General features: G+C 64.4%; 22 protein-coding genes. 11 read left to right on the top strand and 11 right to left on the bottom strand.

Annotated features, from left to right (window positions below):
- Positions 1 to 95 precede the first annotated feature (95 nt).
- The 5 genes from rnd to C7435_RS12965 all read right to left on the bottom strand — a co-directional run bounded on the left by rnd (position 96) and on the right by C7435_RS12965 (position 4864).
- Positions 96 to 1256, bottom strand: a complete 1161-nt coding sequence (gene rnd, locus C7435_RS12985) for a ribonuclease D (protein WP_121212023.1) — start codon at positions 1254 to 1256, stop codon at positions 96 to 98.
- Between the two features lie 103 nt (positions 1257 to 1359).
- Entirely contained in the window at positions 1360 to 2667 is a 1308-nt protein-coding gene (locus tag C7435_RS12980) for an MFS transporter (RefSeq protein WP_121212022.1), read from the bottom strand.
- Positions 2664 to 3389, bottom strand: coding sequence for a lysophospholipid acyltransferase family protein (locus C7435_RS12975; RefSeq protein ID WP_121212021.1), 726 nt, complete (start codon positions 3387 to 3389; stop codon positions 2664 to 2666). Before C7435_RS12975 ends, C7435_RS12980 begins: the two co-directional genes overlap by 4 nt.
- 35 nt (positions 3390 to 3424) lie before the next feature.
- On the bottom strand, positions 3425 to 4198 hold the full coding sequence (locus tag C7435_RS12970) for a lysophospholipid acyltransferase family protein (protein ID WP_233350774.1): 774 nt from the start codon (positions 4196 to 4198) through the stop codon (positions 3425 to 3427).
- Between the two features lie 42 nt (positions 4199 to 4240).
- Complete coding sequence (locus C7435_RS12965) at positions 4241 to 4864, bottom strand: TetR/AcrR family transcriptional regulator (RefSeq protein WP_121212020.1); 624 nt, start codon at positions 4862 to 4864, stop codon at positions 4241 to 4243.
- A gap of 399 nt (positions 4865 to 5263) precedes the next feature.
- On the opposite strand from C7435_RS12965, the gene C7435_RS12960 reads away from it, so the two are divergent.
- The 6 genes from C7435_RS12960 (at position 5264) to C7435_RS12935 (ending at position 10291) form a co-directional block, all read left to right on the top strand.
- Positions 5264 to 6088 (top strand): flagellin, encoded by an 825-nt coding sequence (locus C7435_RS12960; protein WP_075189687.1) that lies wholly within the window; start codon positions 5264 to 5266, stop codon positions 6086 to 6088.
- Positions 6089 to 6376: 288 nt separating this feature from the next.
- Positions 6377 to 7753, top strand: a complete 1377-nt coding sequence (locus C7435_RS12955; RefSeq protein ID WP_121212019.1) for a mechanosensitive ion channel family protein — start codon at positions 6377 to 6379, stop codon at positions 7751 to 7753.
- A gap of 479 nt (positions 7754 to 8232) precedes the next feature.
- Positions 8233 to 8589, top strand: coding sequence for an ArsR/SmtB family transcription factor (locus C7435_RS12950; RefSeq protein ID WP_121212018.1), 357 nt, complete (start codon positions 8233 to 8235; stop codon positions 8587 to 8589).
- The gene (locus tag C7435_RS12945; RefSeq protein ID WP_121212017.1) at positions 8573 to 9088 is read left to right on the top strand and encodes an SRPBCC family protein; all 516 of its coding nucleotides are present in this window, start codon (positions 8573 to 8575) and stop codon (positions 9086 to 9088) included. Before C7435_RS12950 ends, C7435_RS12945 begins: the two co-directional genes overlap by 17 nt.
- Entirely contained in the window at positions 9085 to 9555 is a 471-nt protein-coding gene (locus C7435_RS12940; RefSeq protein ID WP_075189691.1) for an SRPBCC domain-containing protein, read from the top strand. Before C7435_RS12945 ends, C7435_RS12940 begins: the two co-directional genes overlap by 4 nt.
- 64 nt (positions 9556 to 9619) lie before the next feature.
- Positions 9620 to 10291: a YceI family protein gene (locus tag C7435_RS12935; protein WP_121212016.1), complete on the top strand. Its 672-nt coding sequence runs from the start codon at positions 9620 to 9622 to the stop codon at positions 10289 to 10291.
- A 14-nt stretch (positions 10292 to 10305) separates the two neighbouring features.
- Here the strand turns inward: C7435_RS12935 and C7435_RS12930 are convergent, their stop codons facing one another.
- Positions 10306 to 11259 (bottom strand): isopenicillin N synthase family dioxygenase, encoded by a 954-nt coding sequence (locus tag C7435_RS12930; RefSeq protein WP_075189693.1) that lies wholly within the window; start codon positions 11257 to 11259, stop codon positions 10306 to 10308.
- A gap of 165 nt (positions 11260 to 11424) precedes the next feature.
- Between C7435_RS12930 and C7435_RS12925 the strand changes: the two genes are divergently transcribed.
- Both C7435_RS12925 and C7435_RS12920 read left to right on the top strand, forming a co-directional pair.
- Positions 11425 to 13008, top strand: a complete 1584-nt coding sequence (locus C7435_RS12925) for a hypothetical protein (RefSeq protein ID WP_121212015.1) — start codon at positions 11425 to 11427, stop codon at positions 13006 to 13008.
- A 164-nt stretch (positions 13009 to 13172) separates the two neighbouring features.
- On the top strand, positions 13173 to 13445 hold the full coding sequence (locus tag C7435_RS12920; protein WP_075189695.1) for an SEL1-like repeat protein: 273 nt from the start codon (positions 13173 to 13175) through the stop codon (positions 13443 to 13445).
- Positions 13446 to 14013: 568 nt separating this feature from the next.
- On the opposite strand, the gene C7435_RS12915 is transcribed toward C7435_RS12920, so the two are convergent.
- A complete protein-coding gene (locus C7435_RS12915; protein ID WP_121212154.1) occupies positions 14014 to 14754 on the bottom strand; it encodes a polysaccharide biosynthesis/export family protein in 741 nt (246 codons plus the stop codon).
- Between the two features lie 88 nt (positions 14755 to 14842).
- Here C7435_RS12915 and C7435_RS12910 point away from each other — a divergent pair, with 88 nt between their 5' ends.
- The 3 genes from C7435_RS12910 to C7435_RS12900 all read left to right on the top strand — a co-directional run bounded on the left by C7435_RS12910 (position 14843) and on the right by C7435_RS12900 (position 18356).
- On the top strand, positions 14843 to 16381 hold the full coding sequence (locus C7435_RS12910) for a GumC family protein (protein ID WP_121212014.1): 1539 nt from the start codon (positions 14843 to 14845) through the stop codon (positions 16379 to 16381).
- A 65-nt stretch (positions 16382 to 16446) separates the two neighbouring features.
- Positions 16447 to 17082, top strand: coding sequence for a P-loop NTPase family protein (locus tag C7435_RS12905; RefSeq protein WP_121212013.1), 636 nt, complete (start codon positions 16447 to 16449; stop codon positions 17080 to 17082).
- On the top strand, positions 17079 to 18356 hold the full coding sequence (locus C7435_RS12900; protein WP_121212012.1) for an O-antigen ligase family protein: 1278 nt from the start codon (positions 17079 to 17081) through the stop codon (positions 18354 to 18356). Before C7435_RS12905 ends, C7435_RS12900 begins: the two co-directional genes overlap by 4 nt.
- On the opposite strand, the gene C7435_RS12895 is transcribed toward C7435_RS12900, so the two are convergent.
- The 4 genes from C7435_RS12895 to C7435_RS12880 are packed head-to-tail and all read right to left on the bottom strand — an operon-like array spanning position 18357 to position 22462.
- Positions 18357 to 19301 carry a glycosyltransferase family 2 protein gene (locus tag C7435_RS12895; protein ID WP_121212011.1) on the bottom strand — a complete coding sequence of 315 codons (945 nt, stop codon included), beginning with the start codon at positions 19299 to 19301 and terminating at the stop codon, positions 18357 to 18359.
- Positions 19298 to 20065: a polysaccharide deacetylase family protein gene (locus C7435_RS12890; RefSeq protein ID WP_121212010.1), complete on the bottom strand. Its 768-nt coding sequence runs from the start codon at positions 20063 to 20065 to the stop codon at positions 19298 to 19300. Before C7435_RS12890 ends, C7435_RS12895 begins: the two co-directional genes overlap by 4 nt.
- Complete coding sequence (locus C7435_RS12885; RefSeq protein ID WP_170150475.1) at positions 20065 to 21009, bottom strand: glycosyltransferase family 2 protein; 945 nt, start codon at positions 21007 to 21009, stop codon at positions 20065 to 20067. The genes C7435_RS12890 and C7435_RS12885 overlap by 1 nt, the downstream gene beginning before the upstream one ends.
- A gap of 1 nt (position 21010) precedes the next feature.
- A complete protein-coding gene (locus C7435_RS12880; protein ID WP_121212008.1) occupies positions 21011 to 22462 on the bottom strand; it encodes an oligosaccharide flippase family protein in 1452 nt (483 codons plus the stop codon).
- Positions 22463 to 22501: the final 39 nt, after the last annotated feature.

Genomic DNA, 22501 nt, shown 5'->3' with positions numbered 1-22501 from the left:
TTTATGGGTCCCGGATCTGCAACCTGCCTTCGCAGGTTTTCGTCCGGGATGACAACGCGCAAATCCAGGGGTGAGGCGACGCGCTCCGGCGGCCCTCAGCCCTTCGTTTCGACGATCACGACCTTGCCGTCCTTCAGTGCCAGCGCCATCTCGCCGCGTTTGAGCTTGAGGGCCGGCTCGCCGAACACCTCGCGGCGCCAGCCGGTCATGGCTTCGACATCGGCCTTGTCGTCGGCGGCGATCTTTTCGAGGTCGGGCATGGTGGCGATCAGGCGCGGGGCGACGCCCTTTTCGTCGGCGACCAGTTTGAGGAAGACTTTCAGCAATTCCACCGTCGGACCGAGGCCCTGGGGCGGCGGGGCCGGCTTTTCGACCTTCGGGGCATAGGCCTCCGGGTCGGCGAGGGCTTCGGCCATCTTGTCGAACAGGCGGCGGGCGGCGCTGGAGCGTTCAAAGCCCTTGGGCACGGCGCGCAGGCCGGTCAGCTGTTCCGGCGTGGTCGGGGCGACACCGGCGATTTCGTAGAGCGCATCGTCCTTCATGACGCGCTGGCGCGGTATGTCGCGGGTCTGCGCCTCGGTCTCGCGCCAGGCAGCGGCACCTCGCAGCGCGGCGACCCATTTCGGGGTCGTCTTGCGCAGCTTCATCCGGCGCCAGCTTTCTTCCGGGTCGAGGCGATAGGTCGACGGGCTGGTCAGGACCTTCATCTCTTCGGCCAGCCATTCGGTGCGCTTTTTCTTCTCAAGCCGCTCGACCATGATCGGGTAGAGATCGCGCAGATGGGTGACGTCGGCGATGGCGTATTTGGTCTGGGCGTCGGACAGCGGACGGCGTGACCAGTCGGTGAAGCGCGGACCTTTATCGATCGGCCTGTTGAGCAGGGTACGAACGAGCGCGTCATAAGCGATGGAATCGCCGAGGCCGAGCGCCATGGCAGCGACCTGGCTGTCGAACATCGGATGCGGGATCAGGCTGTCGCCGCCCTGGTGAAAGAAGATTTCCAGATCCTGGCGGGCGGCGTGGAACACCTTGATGATGCGCTCATCGGCCATCAACTCCCAGAAGGGTTCCAGGTCGATACCTTCGGCAAGCGGGTCGATGATGACCTCGGTCTCGCCGGCTGCGGCCTGGATCAGGCAGAGCTGCGGCCAATAGACCGTTTCCCGCATGAACTCGGTGTCAACGGCGACATAAGGGTGCTGGAGGAGGGCGTCGCAGGCCGCTTCGAGGGCCTCGGTCGTGGTAATCATTGTCATGAAACGGCCCTTTAGCGCGGACCGCGGCCTTTGGCTATCGTTTCGGCCAGCCGGGAGGCGCATTCCCGGCTGGCCGATGCGATCAGGCCTCAGGCAACAGCGCTCACACCTTCGCGCCGCGGCGCAGATTGAGGCGCCAGAAGATGAAGGTCACCGCCAGTGCCGAGATGAAGGCAATCATCAGGAAAGCCATCTGGATCGGCAGTTGCAGCAGCACGATCCCGGCCAGGGTGAACTGGCCCAGCGTCGCCGTGGCGGCATTCATGATGCCGCCTGCGGCCAGCAATCGGCCACGCAGCTCCGCCGGTGCCCGCCGCTGCGCCATCGCCTGCAACGGCACCACGAACAGGCCGGCCGAGATTGCCGCCAGACCGAGATCCGCCAGGATGCGCCAATTACTCTTGTCGGCCAGGAAGGCATTGGCCGCGATCAGGGCGGCGCCTTCCGGCACGATCGGGTTGGACCAGGTGATCGCCGCGACATCGACCGTGAAGACAACCAGTCCGATGGCGCCGATGACGGAAAAGGGCAGGGCGTCACCTTCGCCGGACAGGGCGCCGCACAACAGCGCTCCCAGCGCCGCGCCGATGGTGAACAGGGCGCTGAACAACAGGACCACGCTTTCATCGGCGCCGAGGATGGCGGCGGTGAAGACCGGCATCAGGGTGATGATCGAGGCCGCCAGCATCCAGAACCAGGCGGCGCCGAGGAGTGGCCGCAGCACCTCCGGCGCCTTGAAGGCATAGGACAGGACGCGAAATGTCTCGCCGATGAAATTGAGGCTCAGCGGCATGTCCGGCTGCGAGGCGGCGGCCGACGGCAGGCGGCGGATCGCCAGCCAGCCCAGCACCGCCATGCCGACCAGGCCCAGCCCGACCAGTTCCGGGCCGAAGGGTCGCATGACCAGCCAGGTGCCTAAGCCGATCCCGACCAGGACCGAGACATTGAGGAGGCCGGACAGCATGGCATTGGCTGGCACCAGCTCGCCCGGCGTCAGCAGGGTCGGCAGGGCGGAATTCTTGGCCGGGGTGAAGAAGGCGGACTGCGTCCCCATCAGGAAGAGCGCGACCATCAGCAAAAGCGGCTGTTCCAAGAAGAAGGCGAGGGCGACGATCAGCATCAGCCAGATCTCGGCGAATTTGGCAAAGCGCATGATGCGGGTGCGGTCGAACTTGTCGGCCATCCGCCCGGCAATGGCCGAGAAGAGGAAGATCGGCAGGGTGAAAAGAGAGGCCGCGATCGGCACCATCATGTCGCGTTCGAGATCGAACAGGGTCAGCCCGCCAAAGGTCACCAGGGTGACCAGGGAATAACGGAAGAAATTATCGTTGAAGGCGCCGAGCGACTGGGCGAGCAGAAGCGGCAGGAAACGGCGCTGGCTGACCAGCTGGGCGGCGATCTTGGCACTCATGAGCGGGCCTCCTTGTCGGCCTGACCCTCGGCTTCGAGGGCGCGGGTGCGGGTTTCAATCGTCATTTTGAGGCGGGGCAGGAAATCATCGCGCGGCAGGCCGGGCGGGATGTCGCCGAGGAATTCGATGACCGCCGGGCCGGGATGTTTTCGCCAGCGGTTCTGCGGCCAGCGCAGCCCGGTATTGGTGGCGACCGGCACGACATGGCGGCCCAGCGTCTCGTACATCAGGTGCACACCCTTGCGGTAGCGATAGCTCTCGCCGACTTCCGGCAGGCGGCCTTCCGGATAGATCAGCAGCGGGCGCGGATCGTCGGCGGCGCGCTTGATGGCGTCTGCCAGCGCGCCCTGGGCGCCGGTCAGGCCGGGCGAATTGACCATGGTCGCGCCGGACGCCCGCACGATGCGGCCGATCAGCGGGAATTTGCTGATCTCATTGCCGATCACGAAATTGATGTCGCCCATCACCGCCATCATCAGGAAACCATCGGCCCAGGACTGGTGTTTGGCGGCGATGATGACCGGGCGTCCCGTCGGCACCGGACCGCGCACCTCGACCGGCGCGCCGAGCACCCATTTCATCAGGGCGCGCACCGTCCGGCAGGCGGTTCGCATGATCGCCTTGAGGCCACGCGACCAGGGCGTGAAGGCGACCGGCCAGGCGATCAGGGCAAACACGACCAGCACGGGCCAGAACAAGAGGTTGAAGACAAGCGAACGCATCAGATCCTCCCCGGATCATGGCGCCGGTCTGCGGCTTACGCGCAGATCCGGGCCGTGCCTGTCATTGGGCGGGTTTCACCGTGCGATGCTTTGCCGGACGTGGCAAATTCGGCTTCAAGTGCGCGCGAACGGGTCTCGACGCGCTCCTGCAGCGTCGCCAGGTCGGCATCGCGGTCCTCGCCGGGCCGGATCGGGTCGAGAAACTCGATCACGGCCGTGCCCTTGTATTTGGTCCAGGCCTGTTGCGGCCAGCACTGGCCCAGATTGGTCGCAACCGGAATGATCGGGCGATCCAGCGCTCGGGCCATGTGCCAGACGCCAGAGCGAAAGCGCATCCCGCTGCCGACCTCGGTCAGATGGCCTTCCGGATAGATCAGGACCGGGCGCGGGCGACCTTCGCCCTGCGAGCGGACAATGCCGGCCATCAGGCTGTCGCGCGCTGCCGGGCCACCCTGGTTGGACAGGATGATGGCGCCGCAGCGCTTCAACACCCAGCCGATCAGCGGGAATTTCAGCATGTGGTCACCGCAGACGAAATTCACATCGCCGCACTTGGCCATCATCACAATGCCATCGCCCCAGGACTGGTGCTTGGCGCCGATTACCACCGGCTGGTCTTTGGGCGGGGTGCCGCGCACCTCGATTTTGATGCCGCACACCACGCGCATCAGGATCAGCGTGGCGCGGGCATAGCTGCGCAGCCCGTGCATCAGCACGGTGCGGCCCGGGATCAGCGCCAGGATGGCGCAGACGATGGCGTAGACGCCGGAGAGGGACCAGTAGGCGATATTGAAGATGAAAGAGCGCATGACGTGTGTCCTGTCTTTCTCTGGATTAAGGGGTGAGGGCGCTTACGAGCGCAGCACGGCCATGATGCCGCGGGTGAACTGGTCGATATGCTGGGAGAGCGGGCGGTCGATCCGGCCGTAAAGACTGTACTCGGCCGCCTGCATCACCACGCCCAGCGCCATCGCCGAGCGCAATTCCGGATCGCCCTTGGGGATTTCGCCACGTTCCATCGCCTGAGCGATGCAATCGGTCATCAGGTCCGACGGGTCGGCGCCGCCATCTCCGGAGGCGGCGATGAAGTAGTTGCGATGGGTGAGGTGGTAGGTGAATTGCGCCGGGTCCTCGTCGGCCAGATTGCAATAGGCGGTGACCAGGGCGCGCGAAATGTCCTCCAGCGAGGCCTCCGGCGTCAAATGGCTGGCCACCATGTCCAACAGCTTCTTGTGGATCGCCTCGAACATCAGGCGGGCCAGCGCGTCCTTGGACTTGAAATGGCGATACATGGCGCCATCGGAAATCGTGCAGGCCTCGGCGATCTGCTTGATCGAGACGCCATCCATGCCGTGGCTGGCAAACAATTGCAGCGCGGCGCGCTCGATCCGCGCCTTGGTGGTGCCGGTCTTGGCCGTCACACCGACATTCGGATTGGAGCCATCAAACAGGCCGTCTCGCAGCATCCCGGTCATGTCCCATCCCCCTCAGGGCTGTAAGTGAATGATCATTTACATGCTGTATAGCGAAGGGTTTTGGGAGATGCAAGTGAATAGTTACTTACATCAGGATTTTTCCTTCCAGGCCGTGGTGCGGCGGGGGACGATAGACAGGTCGGATCCGCGCGGCAGGTGGTCCGTATCGGAGAGAAAATCGACTGGAACCCGGTCTGAATACGCCTATTCAACACCCTGAATACGTGCGGGAAATTCCGAAATTTCCTTGCCAGCAAGGGCAATGCGGATGCGCCGTTAGCGAATATTTTATGAGTCAGCAGTAGCTTTATCGTACCGAACGGCCATCGAGACCGACCGAAAACAGGTTGGCCAGGCCGGATCCGGTGGTGGATATGCAGAAGCGTGGGGAGCCAAGAAATGGCGACGATCAACACCAATGCGGGTGCCATGGTGGCCCTGCAAAGTCTCAATCAGACCAATCGTGACCTGGAAACCGTCCAGGCCCGGATCAATACCGGACTGGCTGTCGGCTCGGCCAAGGATAATGGCGGCGTTTACGCCATTGCCCAATCGATGCGCGCCGATGTGCGCGGCTACTCCGCCGTGGCCCAGTCGCTCGACCTGTCAGCCTCGACTGTCGATGTCGCCCTGGCCGGCGGCGAAGCGATTTCCGACCTGCTCGTCGAGATGAAGGAAAAGGCGCTGGCCGGCTCCGACAACTCGCTTGACCAAGCGTCGCGCGATGCCCTGAACGAGGACTTCAAGGCGCTGCGCGACCAGATCGGCAAGATTGTCGAGACGGCCGAGTTCAATGGCACCAATCTTATCAATGGCTCGATGACGCAGATTTCAGCCCTGGCCAATGCTGATGGCTCCTCGACCCTGACCATCGGCGCCGAGGACCTGTCGCTGGGCGGCGCGGTGGTCACCCTGTCGGCGACCGCCTCCTTCGCCTCGGCCGGTGATGCCGGCACGCTGGTGGCGACGATCGAGGCCTCGCTGGACAATCTCAACGCCTCGCTCGCCCGTCTCGGCACTGGCTCGAAATCGCTGGGCGTTCACAAGGCTTTCGTCGGCAAGCTCTCCGATGCGCTGGAAAAGGGGATCGGCAATCTCGTCGATGCCGATCTGGCCAAGGAAAGCGCCAATCTCCAATCCCTCCAGGTCAAGCAACAACTCGGTGTCCAGGCGCTCTCGATCGCCAATTCCGCACCGGCGACGATCCTGGGCTATTTCCGCTAGGCAGCGGCGCAACAACAAACATCTTTCTGGTGGCGCGGCCCGTGAGGGCGTGCAACTGGGGGCGCTCCGGCGCCCCCATTTTTTGGCGTCGTCCTTGCTGCGCCCGGTCGGCAAGGATGGTGGGAACATGAAACAGGCCAGAAATTGTTGGCGCTCCAAACCGTCGTGACCGCCATCGGGCTTTGCTGTAGCGCGCGCCGCGTGGTGATGGGAGCGAGCTGGCGCAAGAGACTCGCCCGCATCCCCGCAATAATGCTATCTCTCTGAAATCAAGGGGGAGAGCACCAGATGACCACACCGCAGGATGACAGCGCGCTGGGCGAACTTTTGCCGATGGAAGTGCTGGAAGGGCGGGTGCGTGAACTTTGGGACTGGTTTGTCGCCAGCCTGCTCAATCTTGATGTTGCCCTTCAGATGGGGCTGGTCCTTGCGGCCTTCATTCCAGCGCTCATTTTTGGTCCGCGCCTGCGCCATGTGGTGGAAGAGCTTACCCATAGCCGCATCCGGACCGGTTTGGCCCGGCGGCTGGTGACGGCCGCGATCTCACTGGCGACGCCACTGGCCCTGGTTTCGGTACTGGCGATCATCCGCATCGTGCTCGGCGCGCTCGACCGGCCTTTCGGCCTCATCGACGCCGCCATGAGCCTGATGACGGCCTGGCTGGTGATCCGGGCGGTGACCCTGATCATCCGGTCGCGCTTCTGGTCCAAGGTCGCCTTCTATGTCGCCTGGCCGGTGGCGGCGCTGGACGTGTTCGGCCTGCTCGACGATGTGGTGATGCAGTTGCAGGCATTGGCCATTCCCCTGGGTGAGACCGAGGACGGTCAGCCGGTGGACCTGTCCCTGTTCGATATCCTGCGCACCCTGATTTATTTCGGTGTGCTGTTCTGGCTCGCGTCGCTGGCCGGTCGCACGGTCAATGCCCAGCTGCAAAGGGCGGAGGAAATCTCGCCGGCCCTGCGGGCGCTGATTGCCAAGGTGCTCGGCTTCGCCCTGCCGGTCGTGGCGCTGTTGATCGCGCTGCAGTTGACGGGTTTCAACCTCGCCACGCTGGCGATCTTTTCGGGCGCCGTCGGTATCGGCGTCGGTCTGGGCCTGCAGAAGACCGTCGCCAATTTTGCCGCCGGCTTCACCTTGCTGGCCGACAAGTCCATCAAGCCCGGCGACGCGCTGGAGGTCGATGGCCAGTTCGGCTGGGTGACCGGGATGGAGTCGCGTTATGTCTCGCTGCGCACCCGTGACGGCACCGAGCACCTCATTCCGAACGAGCATTTCATCGCCAATGGCGTCATCAACTGGTCGAAGTCCGACCGCGTGGTGCGCCAGCATGCACCGTTTGGTGTCTCCTACGACACGCGCGACCTGGCCCGGGTGCAGAGGATCGCGATCGAGGCGGCGATGACGGTCAAGCGGGTCGTGTCCGACAAGGAGCCGGTCTGCAATCTGATGGAATACGGCGACAGCTCGGTCAATTTCGACCTGCGTTTCTGGATATCAGACCCGGAGAACGGCCTCTCCAATGTCCGCAGTGATGTCTATCTGGCAATCTGGGAGGCTTTCCATGAGAATGAGGTCGAATTCCCTTATCCGCAGATCGACATCCATGTCCGCGACATGCCGGCCGGAATGAAAAAGCCCAAGCCGGCGACCACCACGTCCGAGTAGGCACGCCAAAAAAGTGGCCGCGAGGCTTGCGCCGCGCGGCCATCCAGTTGGCTGGTGGCAGGGCCGGTGCGCTCGATGTCGATCACAACCCGCCATCTTCCACATCAGCAGGATGCGCCGGGACCACGCGTTGGTACAATCGATTGATTTTCTGGCAGCCATCGAAATTGGTGATGCTGCCGGTTGCTACCCACCGGAGCGTGTATGGTGGTCATGCATTCTTGTTGCATTACAAAGTGTTCAGCTCGGGACGCGCTTAGCGGTTTGGTAATACAACCTGAAGATATTCGCATTGCCGAACGGTGGCGGGGCACAGCCCGATCACCGGAGGGCGCTATCAGACTTCGGGGGTGCAGACATGGGGCTGCACCCCTTTTTCTGTGTCAGGGCGGGTTCTGTGCCGGGGCGGGCGGAAAATTGGTTAGGTATATTTCTAAGTTTTTGCTTGACCGCAGGCCGGGCGCCTAATACCTAGGCGCATGCCTAACTTTCAAGACCCGCTCGACCAGACCTTCCACGCGCTCGCTGATCCGACGCGCCGGGCCATCATCGCCCGGCTCGTGCAGGGTTCGGCCAGCGTGTCCGAACTCGCCAAACCCTTTGACATGGCGCTTCCCTCGCTGATGCAGCACATCAAGGTGCTTGAGCAGGGCGGGCTATTGAAATCCCACAAGACCGGACGGGTCCGCACCTGCCGCCTGGACGCCGCCCGCCTGGGTGAGGCGCAGGACTGGCTCGCGGAACAAAGGGCGCTGTGGGAAGGGCGGCTGAACCGCCTCGACGCTTATCTCAAGGACATGGCTGAAAAGGAAAATCCCGATGACCCACAAGCGTGACTGGGCCGCGTTCAATCCCGAAACCGATCTGATGATCGAACGCCGCATCGATGCGCCCGTCGAACTGGTCTGGTCCGCCTGGACCGATCCCGAGCGATTGAAACAGTGGTGGTGTCCGCAGCCCTGGTCGACCCCGGAGGTTGAAATGGATCTGCGTCCCGGCGGCATTTTCCGCACGGTCATGCAGTCGCCTGAAGGCGACCGGCACGATAATGCAGGCATTTTTCTCGCGATCGAACCGAGGGCCTGGATCGCCTGGACCAGCGCTTTGCGGCCTGGCTTCCGACCGGCCGGCGATGCCGGAGGCAGCGGCTTGCATATGACCGCCGGTATCGAGTTCAAGCCTGACGGTACGGGAACGCATTATAGTGCCACGGTGCTGCACCCGGACGCCGCGTCCCGCAAGCGCCATGAGGCCATGGGCTTCCACGATGGCTGGGGCACCGTGATCGATCAGCTGGCCGCGCATGTCGCGACAATGAAGGCAGGTGCCCAATGACCGGCTGGATGGCGCATGAAAGTTTCTCGCTCGAGCGTGAATATGAGGTATCGGTGTCGCGGGTCTTTGCGGCTTGGGAGGATGTCGAGGGGCGTGCGCTCTGGCAAAAGCCGGCGGCCCATCTTCACCTCGTCTATGACAGGGCGGATTTCCGGGTTGGCGGCAGGGACGTCAGCCGTTGCTGGGCGGATGATGAAAGCGATGCCTACCAGGCCATCGTCCACTATCAGGATATCGTGCCGGATCATCGCATCATCATGTCCGAAACCGTCTCCAAGGCCGGCACGCATCTGGCCTCGGCGCTGGTCACGGTCGAGATGTGTGCCGACAATGGCGGCACCCGCCTGCGCCTGACGTTGCAGATCGTCGGCGAAACGAACTCGGAGATCTTCGCAGGCTATCGTGAGGGCTGGGGCGCGCTGATCGAAAACCTCGCTTTGCATTTCGAGGCGGAGACCACGTCATGACCCACGCGCTCACCCTGTCTGTGGACCGTTATCTGGAAGCGACGCCTCTTGGGGAGAAAAAAGGATGATCGTTCGAATTCCGCTGGTCGCCGGTGCGTTCGCGGTTGCCCTTACTGCCGCGGGCGCGGCCCAGGACATCCAGGCGCCACCCATGACGCCGCCGCCAGCTGGCGAATACACGCTCGACCCGGCCCATGGCAGCGTGATCCTGCATGCCGGTCACATGGGCTATTCGCGCTACCCGGTTCGTTTCACCCGGTTCGACATGCAGCTGGACTTCGATCCGGCCGCACCTGAGACCATGTCCGTGTCGGCCCGGATAGACCCGTCATCCCTGGATACGCATTATCCCGGTGAGGATGTCGATTTCGATGCCATCCTGACCGGCCCGCAATGGCTTGATGTCGAGAATTTCCCCGCGATCGGCTTCGTGTCGCACAGCGTGGAACTGACCGGGCCGGACAGCGCGGACGTGACCGGTACGCTTTCGATGATGGGCTTCGAGCGGACGATCACGCTGCAGGTGACCTATAATGGCGGCTATGCCGGCATGGCAGTTTATGATCCGCAGGCCCGGATCGGGTTTTCCGCCACGGCCGAGTTCAACCGATCCGATTTCGGCCTTGCCTATGGAATTCCGGCAGAAGGCTCGTCATTCGGTGTGGCGGACAGGGTCACGGTGAGCATCGAGGCTGAATTGATCGGTCCACCACTCGAAGCGCCGCCTGCTGAATAGCAAGTGCAACAGCGCTACTTCAACAACCCGATCTCGCGAAGGCGCTGGTTGAGATAATCATTGGCCCGCATTGCTTGCGGATATTTGTCCGGATTGTCCGGCCCGGCACAGCCCGGCAGCGTCTCGATCATGTAGTCGGGACGATAGTGCAGGAAAAACGGCAGGGAGTAGCGTGAGAAACCAGTGCGGGCGCCGGCCGGATTGATCACCCGGTGCTGGGTCGAGGGCAGGATGTCATTGGTCGAGCGGGCCAGCATGTCGCCCATATTGACGACCAGGCAGCCGGGCGGCGGGTTCATGTCGATCCACTCTCCGGTGCGAGCCTTGACCTGCAGGCCCGGCTCCTCGGCGCCCAGCAGCAGGGTGATGGTGTTGATGTCGCCATGCGCCTCAGCCCGGATCGAGCCGCCCGGATCGCCGGTCACCGGCGGGTAATGCAACAGGCGCATCACCGAATTGCCGTCCTTCACCGTGTCGTCGAAGAAGGTCTCTTCAAGGCCCAGATCCAGCGCAATGGCCCGCAATACCTGCACACCGAGTTGGTCGAAGGCGTCATAGAGGGCGTGCACGGTCTCGCGCCAGCCGTCGATTTCCACCGGCACCAGATTGGGCGCCATGTCGGCTTCATATTTGTGGCCAGCCGGCAGGTCGCGACCGACATGCCAGAATTCCTTCAGATCGACATGTTTGGCATCCTTGGCGATCTCCTTGCCGAAAGGCGTGTAGCCGCGCGCACCACCGCCGCCCTCGACGAGATATTTCATCTTGGTCGCTTCGGGCAGGGCAAAGAAGTCTGCAGCCTTGTCGTAGGCTGCCTTGATCAGATCGGTGTCGAGGCCGTGATCGGAGATCGCCGCAAAACCGTATTCCCGGAAACTGCGGCCCAGCTCGGCGGCGAAGCGGACCTTGTCGGTCTGCGCCAGGCGCATCGAGACGGGCGGGAAGCGGGAGAGGGTGTCAGACGGCATTATCGGCTCCTGAAGGCGACCTGTTGGAAATAGGACGCGCAAAAGCGACAGGCAATCTCCCTTTCATCCAGTACCGTCCTGCACCGGCCTCCTCGCGCCTCAGGTGCAAGCCCTTGCACGGTCACGGCAGGGCGGCATAACTGGGCATGGGAACAGGGGGGCATCATGACGGAGACCGTCGATGCTGGAGAGATGCGGACGCCGGGCGCCGATGCTTGGCAGCGGGCGGGCTTGACCCGCGGCGAGGCGGTGCGCCGCGAGCGCGTGGATCGCTGGCGGGCCGAGACCCAGTCGCCTTGGGAAGCGGGCCTTCCGGGTCTGATCGGCTGGCTGCTCTGGCGGACCCTGTTCAAGGGGCTGCAGCCCCTTTGGCTGATCACGTCGCTGGCGCTGGCCTTGTGGTTCTCGATCCAGTGGTTGGGCCAGACCGGTGGTCTGGCGGCCCATATTGAGCCGCAGCCGGGTGAGGCGGCACGTCTGTCGGCGCTGGTCGCGGCCGCCGTGCCGGAAGATCGGGACGCGCGCTGGATCTGGCACGCCCGGCTCGAGGACGCCTTGCGCGGCGATGAGCGGAGACGCGCTGATATCGACCGTTTCCGCAGCTGGGCGGAGTTGGGTCCGGATCTGATCGGCCGCGACCGGCTGGCGTTGGAAAGCCTGGCCGGCGCCGCCGGGCCGCGGGCGCTTGACGCTGAATTGCGTGCCGGTCCGGCGTGGCAGCGGCGGACCCGTCTTGACGCCGCATGGCAATCTCAACTGGCGCGTGGCGAAGCCCTGGACCTCGACCCGCCGGCCTTGATCTTCGCACCTGAGGCGATCCGCCAACGGGCCGTGGCACGCCGTTTCGCCTGGGCGGTTGCCAAGACCAGTGCCGAGGGGTTTTTCCGTGGCGATCATCGCGGCCAGTTCGAGCTGCGCTCCGTGCCGGGCCTGGTCACCGCGGAGGCGGGCGATACCCGTCTTTATGGCGGGGTGCGTGATCTTGTGATCCAGCTTTGTGCCGGGACCGGATCGGGACCATCGCTCCGACCCGACGGGTGCGACAGCGCCATCATCCCGCCTGCGGGCGCGGATCCGCTTGCCCTGTCGCTGGCGGCGATCGAAGCCGGCATGGTCGAATTGCCCGGTCGCAGCCGGGCGATGGTGTCGGGCGCGGAAATCCTGATCGCGGCGCGCCGGGCCGGCCGTCTCGATCCCGGTTTCGAGGCTTGGTTGGCCGGTGCGCTTGCGGACCTGCTGCCCGCCGAAACCGTGAGGGCGCGCCTGGTCGAAGCTGGCGTGCGCCCGGATGTCAGCTTTGCCGCGCCGTCGCGGGTGCGGCCGCAGATCGAGAATTTGCACGACGCTCGCACCGCACCCGGCGCGGTCGAGCTGGCGACCTTGTTACAGCAGATCGACGCCGTGCGGTCGGCCACGTCGAGCTTTGAGGCCATTCGCCTGATGGTTTATGTCGACACGCCCGATACGCTGGCGGAGCTGCAGCGCTTGTCGGCCCTGGCCGGCCCGGCCAGCCTGGCGGTGATGGAATGGCTCGGCGCGACCGCTTATCAGGCGCTGGTCGAGGCAGGGCCGCGACCGGCTGCGGCGCCGGGTGTTCGTCAGGGTCTGATCCTTGCGCTCGGTTCGGCTGCCTTCGTCTTGCTGCTCACGCTGATCCGCATCATGACGCCGGACCGGCTGCGCCGCGCCAGCCGCACAAGTCTTACCGATGCGTGGATATCGCGTTTACTACTCGGCAGGAAAGTCTAACGCCTTTAAAGACTTAAGGCGTATTTTTTCTGATTCGCCTTAACCTTAATGCAAGCCTCTTTGCTCACTATCCTCCGTGTTCGAAGGCATTCGGACTGGATGGTGGTTGCGGGTTACAGGTCAAAACGACAGGGCCCGCCAGTGTAGAGTAAGGGGAAAGACCCATGGCGTTCACGGACGTAGAAACGGCCCAAGCGCATCAAGCGGCATTTGCTGACCCGACGGGTGAGGATCTGTGCAAGCTTGGTATCTTGTATTCAACCGGCCAGGGTGGCGAGATCGACTATGTCGAAGCGCACAAATGGTTCAACCTGGCAGCCCTGATGGGCTCGGAACCGGCGAAATACTATCGCGCCGAAATCTCCGATCAGATGTCGACCTTCGAAGTGGCCAGCGCCCAGCGCGCCGCCCGTGAATGGCTGTCGACGCGCCACTAGGCGAAACCGACTGACATGATGATAGCCGGCGGATGGGGGCATCTGCCGGCTTCAGTACTAACACGCCCGCTGATCCGTGAGGATGGTGGGCGTTTGTGTGTTTTTGGTGCTGTCTCCGCGCTGCTCTCCCCGGGGTTTACCCCTCACCCTGGCCCTCTCCCAAGGGAGAGGGAAAGCGTCTCGCAGTAAAAATTCGGGAAAACTTATCCGCCCCCCGTCCGCCCCATCGCATAATCCTCCCGTTCCCGCGCCACTCGAGGCTCGGACCGGTTATCCGGGGGTGTGGGGATGGCGGAGCACATCCGGTTTGGTGGGGCCGACCACCATCAGACCCGGTGCGGCCATCGGCAGGGCAGGCGGCATAACGATGACCGTTTTGATCCCCGCCGGTTTCGATACGGGGCCGCAAGGCAACCCGGGAAATCTCCGCGTGCGGGATGCTTGTCGAAGCTACCGCAATTAAATCAGCTCCTTACCGGCTCCGGCCGGTATCCCGCACTCCCTCTGCCCAAAACGCCAGGCGAGCTCGCCGTGGCGGTCTTGGTGTTTGGGTCAGGAAAATGACGGCTCAGTCATTGGTGATCGCGTCGGCGATGGCGTAGGAAAAGGCTTGGTCCAGCGGCAGGATGCCGGAGACGTATTGCTCGAAGAAGACGCCGACCTCTGCCACGGTCGAGCGCGGCACGAAGATGATGTCGTGGCGGCGGATCTGGATGGCGTCGGCGCCGGAGCGGCCACGCAGCGCGTCGTGAAGATTGACGGTGCGCATCATCAACCCGCCGCCGGGCTGGCGACGCAGGACGACGACATCGCCGCGGGCGGCCGTGTTCTGGAAGCCGCCGGCCATCATGACCGCCTCCAATGCGCCGACCGGACCGGTCAATTCGACCAGGCCGGGCGCGTTGACTTCGCCGCCGACAATGATGTTCTGCGGACCCAGCGCGGCGCGGCGGACCTCGATGATGGGCGAGACCAGGATGTCGCGGGCATAGGCGTCGGCCAGCGTGTTGGCGATCTCGTAATCGGTCTTGGCGGCGACCATGACATTGCCCAGAAGCGGCAGCGAGACGCGACCGTCGGGGCCGATCAGGGCGCTGCGTGACAATTCGGGCGCCGAGTGGACGGTGACGTCGATCGTGTCGCCGGGAAAGAAGCGATAGGCGGGATCGGTATCCTGCCAGGCGGCAAAGCGCGGTTCGCCCCAATTGGCCGTGGCGGGCGGGCCGGACGGTGTTGCGGCGCAGGCGCTCAGGGCCAGCGGGGCCAGGAGGAGGGCGGCGGCGCAGAGGCCATGTCGGATCGCGCTCATGAAATATCTTTCCGGTCGGCTGTTGGCGGCCATTCTCAACGCGGCATGGATAACAAATTTTTAAGCGCGTGCGGGGTCTTATTGGGCGATGACGCGCGCATATCAGGATATGGGCCCCGCTCACCCGGCGGCCAGCGGATCGGTTCACGCCCCGAGGGGGGAGCTGGACCTGTTCGATGTGATCGCTCTGGCTTGGTCACAAAAAGGCTTTATCGCCTTGATTTTCGCGCTTGTTTTCGCGGTTGGCGCGGCGGCGTCGCTGATGTTGCTGAAGCCGACCTATACCGCCGAGACCCGTCTGCTTGTCCTGCTCGATTCGAATCCGACGCCGACGGCGGCCGGGGTCGGTGATGCCTTCATGCTCGACCAGGTCATGCAGTCGGAAAGCGAATTGCTGAGTTCCGAGGCCGTACGCCGTCTGGCCCTGGACACGCTGGGCGCCGATGTCGTGCTGGGCGAGCAAGCCGGTCTCAATGCTGATGGGGTGGCGCTGCGCGAGTTGCGCGGCGGTTTTGAGTTGTCGCGTGAGCCCAATTCCTCGGCCATCAATGCCGCATTCAAATCGCCTTCGGCCGAGCGCTCTGCGCTGATCCTCAACACCATTGTTGATGCCTATCTTGCCTATCGTGAACAGGTCCTGTTCGAGACCGGCGTCAGTGGCCTGGAAGTGCGGCGTGAACAGGCCGATGCGGCTGTGTCGCAAGCGCGCGGCGAACTCGATGCTTTCCTGCGTCGTCATGATTTGGCGAATTTCGAGGCCGAGCGTCTGACCGCCGAAAACCTGGTCGGCAATCTGTCTGAGCGGATCAGTCAGGCGCGGGCCGAGCGCGACTCCGCCCTGGCCGGTGCGTCGGCCTTGCGAGAACGCTTGTTCCAGATCCCCGAAAGCATCGAACTCTATGTCGAGAACGGCGTCTCGGGCGTCCTGCTGGATCGCCGGGCCGAACGGGCCAGCCTGCTGGCGCGCTATCAGCCGACGGCGCCGGCGGTGCAGGCCGTCGACCGCGAGATCGCGGCGATCGAGAGCTTTATCCAGTCAGGCGCAACCGAAGGCGAGGGCCAGCGCCGGACCGGCGCCAATCCGGTCCGGCAGACACTTGAGTCAGAACTGGCGACCCGTGAGGCCAATGCCCAAGCGCAGGCCTCACTGGTGACGGCCCTGGAAGCTCAGGCACGGGATAATCGCAATCTGGTCAACCGGCTGCGCCAGCTTGAACCGGACTATACCCGCCTTGCCCAGAACATCACCGCTGCTGAAGAAGCTGCCGGAGCGGTGGCGGCTTTGGAAGCGACCGCATCGGCGCGACGTGCGCCCAGCCTTGGTGCGGCCGACGCTGTCCGTCTGATTGACCGCGCCTCGCCGCCAATGGAGGGGAGCTCGATGAAGAAACTCGGCCTGATCGGCGCCTTCGTGCTGGCCGCAGGGCTCGCGCTCTTCCTTGGCCTGTTGCGCGGCTATTGGCTGACCTATGTCCGGGCTGCGGCGCTGCCGCGTTCACGTCCGGTCACGCCAGCCGCTGCGCCGGCACAGGAGCAGGCACCCGTCACCGCTGCGCATCCGGTGGCGGCCAATGATCCGTTTGATGGGCTGCCCATACTGGCGCATGTCGCTGACCGGACTTTGTAAGCGCAGCGTTAACCTCGTTTCCCGCATCCTGTGGCCTAGCGATTCGCCCTGAGCTTGCCCGTGCCATGAACCTCACCGCCGACCTTTCCCAGCTGATCGATGAACTCGAACCGATTGCCCGTCCGGGCGGTCAGGGCCGGGTATTGATGGTGATGGGCGCGAGCCGCGGCGCCGGGGCATCGACGGTGGCCCGCGAGCTGGCCCGGTTGGCGGCGCGACGGTCGACCCGTGGCGTCTGGCTCTATGACCTCGATTTCAACGCCAATGCCCAGGCCGAAGCGGCCCGCGTGCAGGGCCAGGCCTATGATGCCGGTTTCGGGCGCAACCCCTTCTGGTCGCTGACCACGCAGGATGGCGAGAAGGCCCGCATCATTGCGCGGCAATCGGCGGTGTCGAACCTCTTCGTGACCGAACTTCAGGCCCGGCCCGGGGCCGTGCGTCAAGCGGGTCTGCGTGCGGCGCCGGACTATTGGTCGGCGGTGCGCGGGGCGGTCGATCTCGCCATTATTGATGCGCCCGGCAATTCGCGGGCGCCCTTGTCGCTGGTGGCCGATGTCGATGGTGTCATTCTGGTCGCTGATGCCCGTTTGAGCCGGGTCGATGGCATCCAGGCCCGCCGTTCTGCCATCGAGGCACGCGGCGGTGTGGTCGCCGGTCTTATTCTCAATCGCACGCGGAGCAATGCCCGGAGCGCGGCATGAGTGTGCGCGGCATGAGCCTCGCCGCCGCGCATGATCCGGCCTTTCTCGCCGCTTGGCGCCAGGCGCCGGCGCTGAAATTTACCAGCCTTGTCGAGGGTGGGCTGACCCTGCTCTGTCTCTTCCTGTTTTCACAGGGGCTTATCGGCCCGCTCTTTGCCGATCCGGCCGACCCCGACAGTTCTGTCGTGCTGCGCCTGATCTGGTTGCCGGTCTACGCCATCACCATGGTGCTCGCCGTCACCCGTCCCGGCGCCATGGCCCGTACGCTGACCGGTAACTGGTTGATGCTGGCGCTGGTCCTGTTGACGGCCGTCTCGGTGATCTGGTCGGTGGCGCCGGACACCACACTGCGCCGTGCCTTCGCCCTGATCATGACGACATTTTTCGGCTTCTGGATGGCCGCACGCTGGTCGTGGCGCGGTTTGATCCTGCTTGTCGCGACAACATTTGTCGGCCTCGCGGTGATGTCGACATTGATGGCGCTGGCCATGCCGTCGCTCGGGGTTGACCATGCGGTCCATGCCGGCGCCTGGAAAGGTGTGTGGTGGGAGAAGAATACGCTCGGCGCCATGATGGCTTGGGGCGCGGTGGCCTGTTTTGCGGCGCTTCACGTCGACCCAAAGCGGCGCTGGATCTGGATGGCGGGCGCGGTCCTGTGTTGTGCCCTGGTCTTGTTGTCGACGTCCAAGACGGCTCTGTTGGCTCTGTTATTGGGTCTTGGCGGGGCGGTCGGCATTGCCCTGTGCCGGCGCGGTTTCGGCTTTGCCTCACTGATGCTGTTTCTCGGCCTGACCGGCGTGGCGGGCGGCGTGCTCATCCTGTTGGTGGCACCCGTTGAATTTCTCGAACTCCTCGGCCGCGACGCCACACTGACCGGGCGGACCGACATCTGGGCCATCCTGTCGCGCCAGGCCATGGAGGTGCCCTGGACCGGCTATGGCTATATGGCCTTCTGGGCCAACGAGACCGGTCCGGTCTTCTGGGTCCGGCAAGGCACGGACTGGCCGGTGCCGACAGCGCACAATGGCTGGATCGAGACCGCGCTGGCGATCGGGATGCCGGGCATGGTGATGATGTTGCTGGTCTTTGGACATGCGCTGGTGCGGGCGGCCGGCCGCTTGTTTCGTGGTCCGGAGACCTATTGGACGCTGACTTTCCTGGCGATGCTTGGCTTGGTCAGCATCTCCGAATCCAACCTGTTGCAGCAAAACTCGATCAGCTGGGTGTTGCTGGTGGCCACAGCGGCCAAGCTGGCCGACCGGCGCGCGGTCTGATCAGGCCTGGCTGGTCGGGTCGGCCGGGCTGAGCGGCGCAGCCTCACCGTAGAAGCGCGGTTCGAACGCCTCGATCCAGAACAGTTTGCCAGCGCCTTGAACTGCCCGATCGAGCCAGCGCGCCGCCGAGGCGTGACGGGCCAGCATGGTCACGGCGGCGACAGCGCCATAGGCGGCCAACTGCCCAAGTCCCACCATCATCCAGAAGCCGATCCCGGCCCAGCGCCGCGGCCGGGCATTGGCGGCTGACTGTGTGGCGCCCTGACCAAAGGCAAAACTACGGGCCAGGAGGTAGCGCCAGCTGGTGCGGCGCGCGTCCACGGTTTCTACTGCGTGGGCAGCGGCCGACCAGCCAAAGCGGGCGCCTTGACGGGCGAGCTCGGCAAAGAAGAGGTCATCCTCGCCGCCACTGATATTCATGCGCGGATCAAACGGGGCATCGGCCAATTTGAAGGCATTGCGGTCGACCAGGGAATTGCCGCAGCCGAAGGGCGCGTCCAGCCGATGGTCGGTGATCGCGCCGGGGCGCGAATAAAGGCGCTGTGCCAAGCCGGCGCGCACGCCATTCGGTGCATCCAGCGCTTCACCCCGCAACGGGCCGAACACGACATCGGCGGGCAGGGTTGTTGCCGTCGCCATCAGCGATTCCAGCCAGCCCGCCGACGCGATCTCGTCATCATCGAGAAAGGCGACATAGCGGCTCGTTGCTGCGGCCCAGCCGGCATTGCGGGCATTGGCGACACCGGCGCGTTCTTCGTGGACATAGGTGACCTTGCAGCGGGCCACGGCCCTCGCGTTGGCGACGCCGCGCGCCGCAGAGCCGGCCGGATCATTGTCGACGATGATGATTTCGTCGGGCTGCCGGCTTTGCGCCATCAGGCTGGCGAGGGCGGCACGCAGCCCGTCCGGACGGCGAAAGGTCGGCAGGATGACAGAGACGCTCATGCCGAGGCCTCCATCTGACGCACCGCTTCGCGCATGGTCAGGACTTCGGCACCGCTGTCGGCGACGGCATCGCAGACACGCGCAAACTGGTCCGGCGTGCACCCCCATTGGGTGGGGTCGGCCTGGACGTCATGGGCGTAATAGATCAGCCAGCCGGGATGGCGTGACAGGCTGGCGGCGGCGTCGACAGCGCGCGCTATGCCGGCGGCCCCGCCGTCGATCGGCACCGACTTGAGCAGATTGCAGTCGGCCCCGCCGCGATTGATGTCGGCATGCACGCCGCGCAGATTGCTGAAGCGCTCGGACAAGGCCCGTTTGGTCGCCGGCGTTGCCTCGCCATAGGGGAAGGCAAAACTGTCGAGGTCGGTCTCCAGACCCATCGCCCTCAAGGCCCGCTCATTGCGCTCGATATCGGCGAGGAAGGCGGCGGTGCCGACCTGGCTGGCGTCGAGATGGCTGTAGGTGTGGCAGGCGATTTCATGTCCGGCGGCTGTCAGGCGCTGCAGGTCGCCGCAATCGAACATCGCGCCATGATGGGTCACCCCACCGGCATAACCCGCCGATGCATAGTAAGTGCCGCACCAGCCATGGCGAGCCAGTGTGGCGGCGCCCGCCTCGGCGGCGGATTTCGGGAAATCGTCGAACGTGATGGTGACGATGGCGCGGTCGGTCGGCATGCGCAGCGGCTGGCGCGCGGCAAACCGCGCCCAGCGGCGGTTGAGGCCGGCGATCAGACCGGATGACGGTGTGTAGGGGGCGTTCATCAGATGACCTCCGAAGTCCAGCTGGCGCGCCAGAGTTTCAGCGCCAGGGTGCGGATACGCAGCGGCAGGCCTTCACTGCGGCTGAGACGCGCCCACAGGCCGCGCAGCCAGTGCTGGCCAGGAACACGCTTGAGCAGGCGGGCGGCACGGGCGCCGGGCAGGTTTGCCAGCTCGGGATGGCGCGCAATCAGGCGTTTGAAGTTGATGGCTCCTGCGCGAAACTTGTCCAGAAGCTCGGTCGCTTCCTGCAGGCCACCATGCCGGGCCGGATTGTCGATATGGGTAAGACGGAAGCGGGCCGAGGCGCTGACCGCCCAGTCGACATCTTCCCAGCCCCAGCCGGTGAAATCCTCGTCATACGGGCAGTCGCGCATCACTTCGGCGCGGACCAGGAGATTGGAGGAGCAAAAGGCGGTCGCGCCGATGGCGTTGCGGCTCGCAGCACCATGCTGGTCGCTCGTGCGTGACAGGGCGGCGTGTAGGCGGTGCGCCGGGTTGTCCGGTTCGTCGGTTTCATAACCACCGAAGACGGCATCGGCCACGTCCGTGGCAATCGCCGTGTGATAGCGATCAAGAAAGGCGTCGTCGCCGGGCGTCATGTCGGCGTCGAGATAGAGCAGCCAGGGCGCACGTGCCTGCCCGGCCAGCAGGTTGCGACCGGCTGCGCGGCCGCGATTTCGGACGCTGGTCAGCAGCCGCATCGGCAGCTCGAAACCGTCGATAAGCGCACAGATGGCCTGATTGAGTTCCGGATCCGGTTCACCATCATCGAACAGGACAATCTCGAAATCATGCGGGTCGCGGGCGAGGGGGGCGAGGGCAGTGATCAGTGCGCTGGCGTCGTCTCGGTAAAACGGGACGAGAATCGAAATCGCCGGCGCGCCCCCCCGTCGGCTCGCCGCATTGGCGTGCTCACGCATCGGGATTTCGGTCATCACGGTCATGCTAGGCCCCCGCCGGTCGGAACAGAAGGCGTGCATCGCGCAGCCAGGTCCGACACCCGGCAATATCCAGGCAATAGGCTGAAATCACGTAAACAAGTCCGCCGGTGCCTGCTTTCAGCGTGAGATCGAGCCAGGCCGTGCCGGCACCCGGCAGGGCAAAGACGGCAGCAGCCATGATGGCAGTCGCGGCGCCGGCCTTGACCCAGTCGGTCCATGGCAGCGGCAGGACGAAATGCCGGCGGCCGAGCACGGCGCAGGCGACGAGGGCCAGCGCATAGGCGATCACCGTTGCCATCGCGGCGCCGGCGATGCCGAAAAGCGGGATGAAGGCGAGGTTGAGACCGAGATTGATACCGGCGGACACGGCCATGGTCGCGGCCATGACACCGGTCTTTCGGGTCAGGGTGAAGGCCTCGTGGAAATAATAGGTCATCATCCCCTTCATCAGGCCCGACAGGGCGATCCAGGGCAGGATGGCGGCGGCCTCGGCACGCACGGATTCGCCGATGATGAGGGTCGTCAGGGGGGTGGCGACGAGGGCCAGACCCGCGGCGGCGGGAAAGCAGATCAGGCCCATCAGCCCGGCGGCCCGTCCGGCCATTGCTTGCGCGGCGGCGGTGCCGTCCTTCTCGAACGCCTTGATCGTCAGCGGCCAGACCGCGGCGCCGAACCAGATAAAGATCACGTCGAGCAGCCTGTCTGCGAGTCCGTAGCCGGCCGCATACATGCCGACCGCGCCCTGGCTGATCATCGCCGCGATCAGGAAGCGATCGCCCACTGACAGCAAGTGCTCGAAGATCAGGGACATGGAGAGTGGTGCGCCATAGCGCATGAAGCTGGCGGCGCGCGCAGGATGGCGGCGACCACGGGCGGCACGCCTCAGCATCACCGGCAAGTCGAAAACCAGCATGGCAAGGGCTGCGACGGCTGTTCCGACGAAGACACCGGCCGCGCCGAGATCGGTGGTCAGGACGACACCGATGCCGACCAGGAAACCGACCATCAGATAGCTCGCCTCAAGTGCCGAATAGCGCGAGACATTGCCACTGGCGCGATGTGTTTCCATTCCGATTTGCAACAGGGCCCGCAGCAGGAGCGAAATGATGGCAAAGCTCAGTGCGGCTTGAAGCCTGGGATCGATGGGCAGGATGTGCACACCCAGAACAAGCAGCGCACCTGCGACAACGGCAATGACCAGATAGAGACCATAGGCGGTCGCCAGATGGTCGCGCAGTCGACCGCGCTGTTCGGCCCGTGCGTGAAAGCGTGCGACCGCCGCTTCCAGCCAAGTGAATGTGACAATGTGGGTCAGGGAAAGCGTTGCTATTGCAATGGCATACTGGCCATACATTTCCGCCGGCATGATCCGGGTGAAGACGGCCACACCGCCGAAGCCGACCAAAACCTGCGCCAGTTGCACGGGCAGATAACCCAAGAGATGTCGTCCAAGCATGAAACGCTCCGCTCGCCTGACAGGGGAAGCCTGCAAGAG

It is taken from the genome of Maricaulis maris, from assembly GCF_003634045.1.
GTDB classification, from domain to species: domain Bacteria; phylum Pseudomonadota; class Alphaproteobacteria; order Caulobacterales; family Maricaulaceae; genus Maricaulis; species Maricaulis maris.
This window is presented reverse-complemented; position numbering and strand designations above follow the sequence as displayed.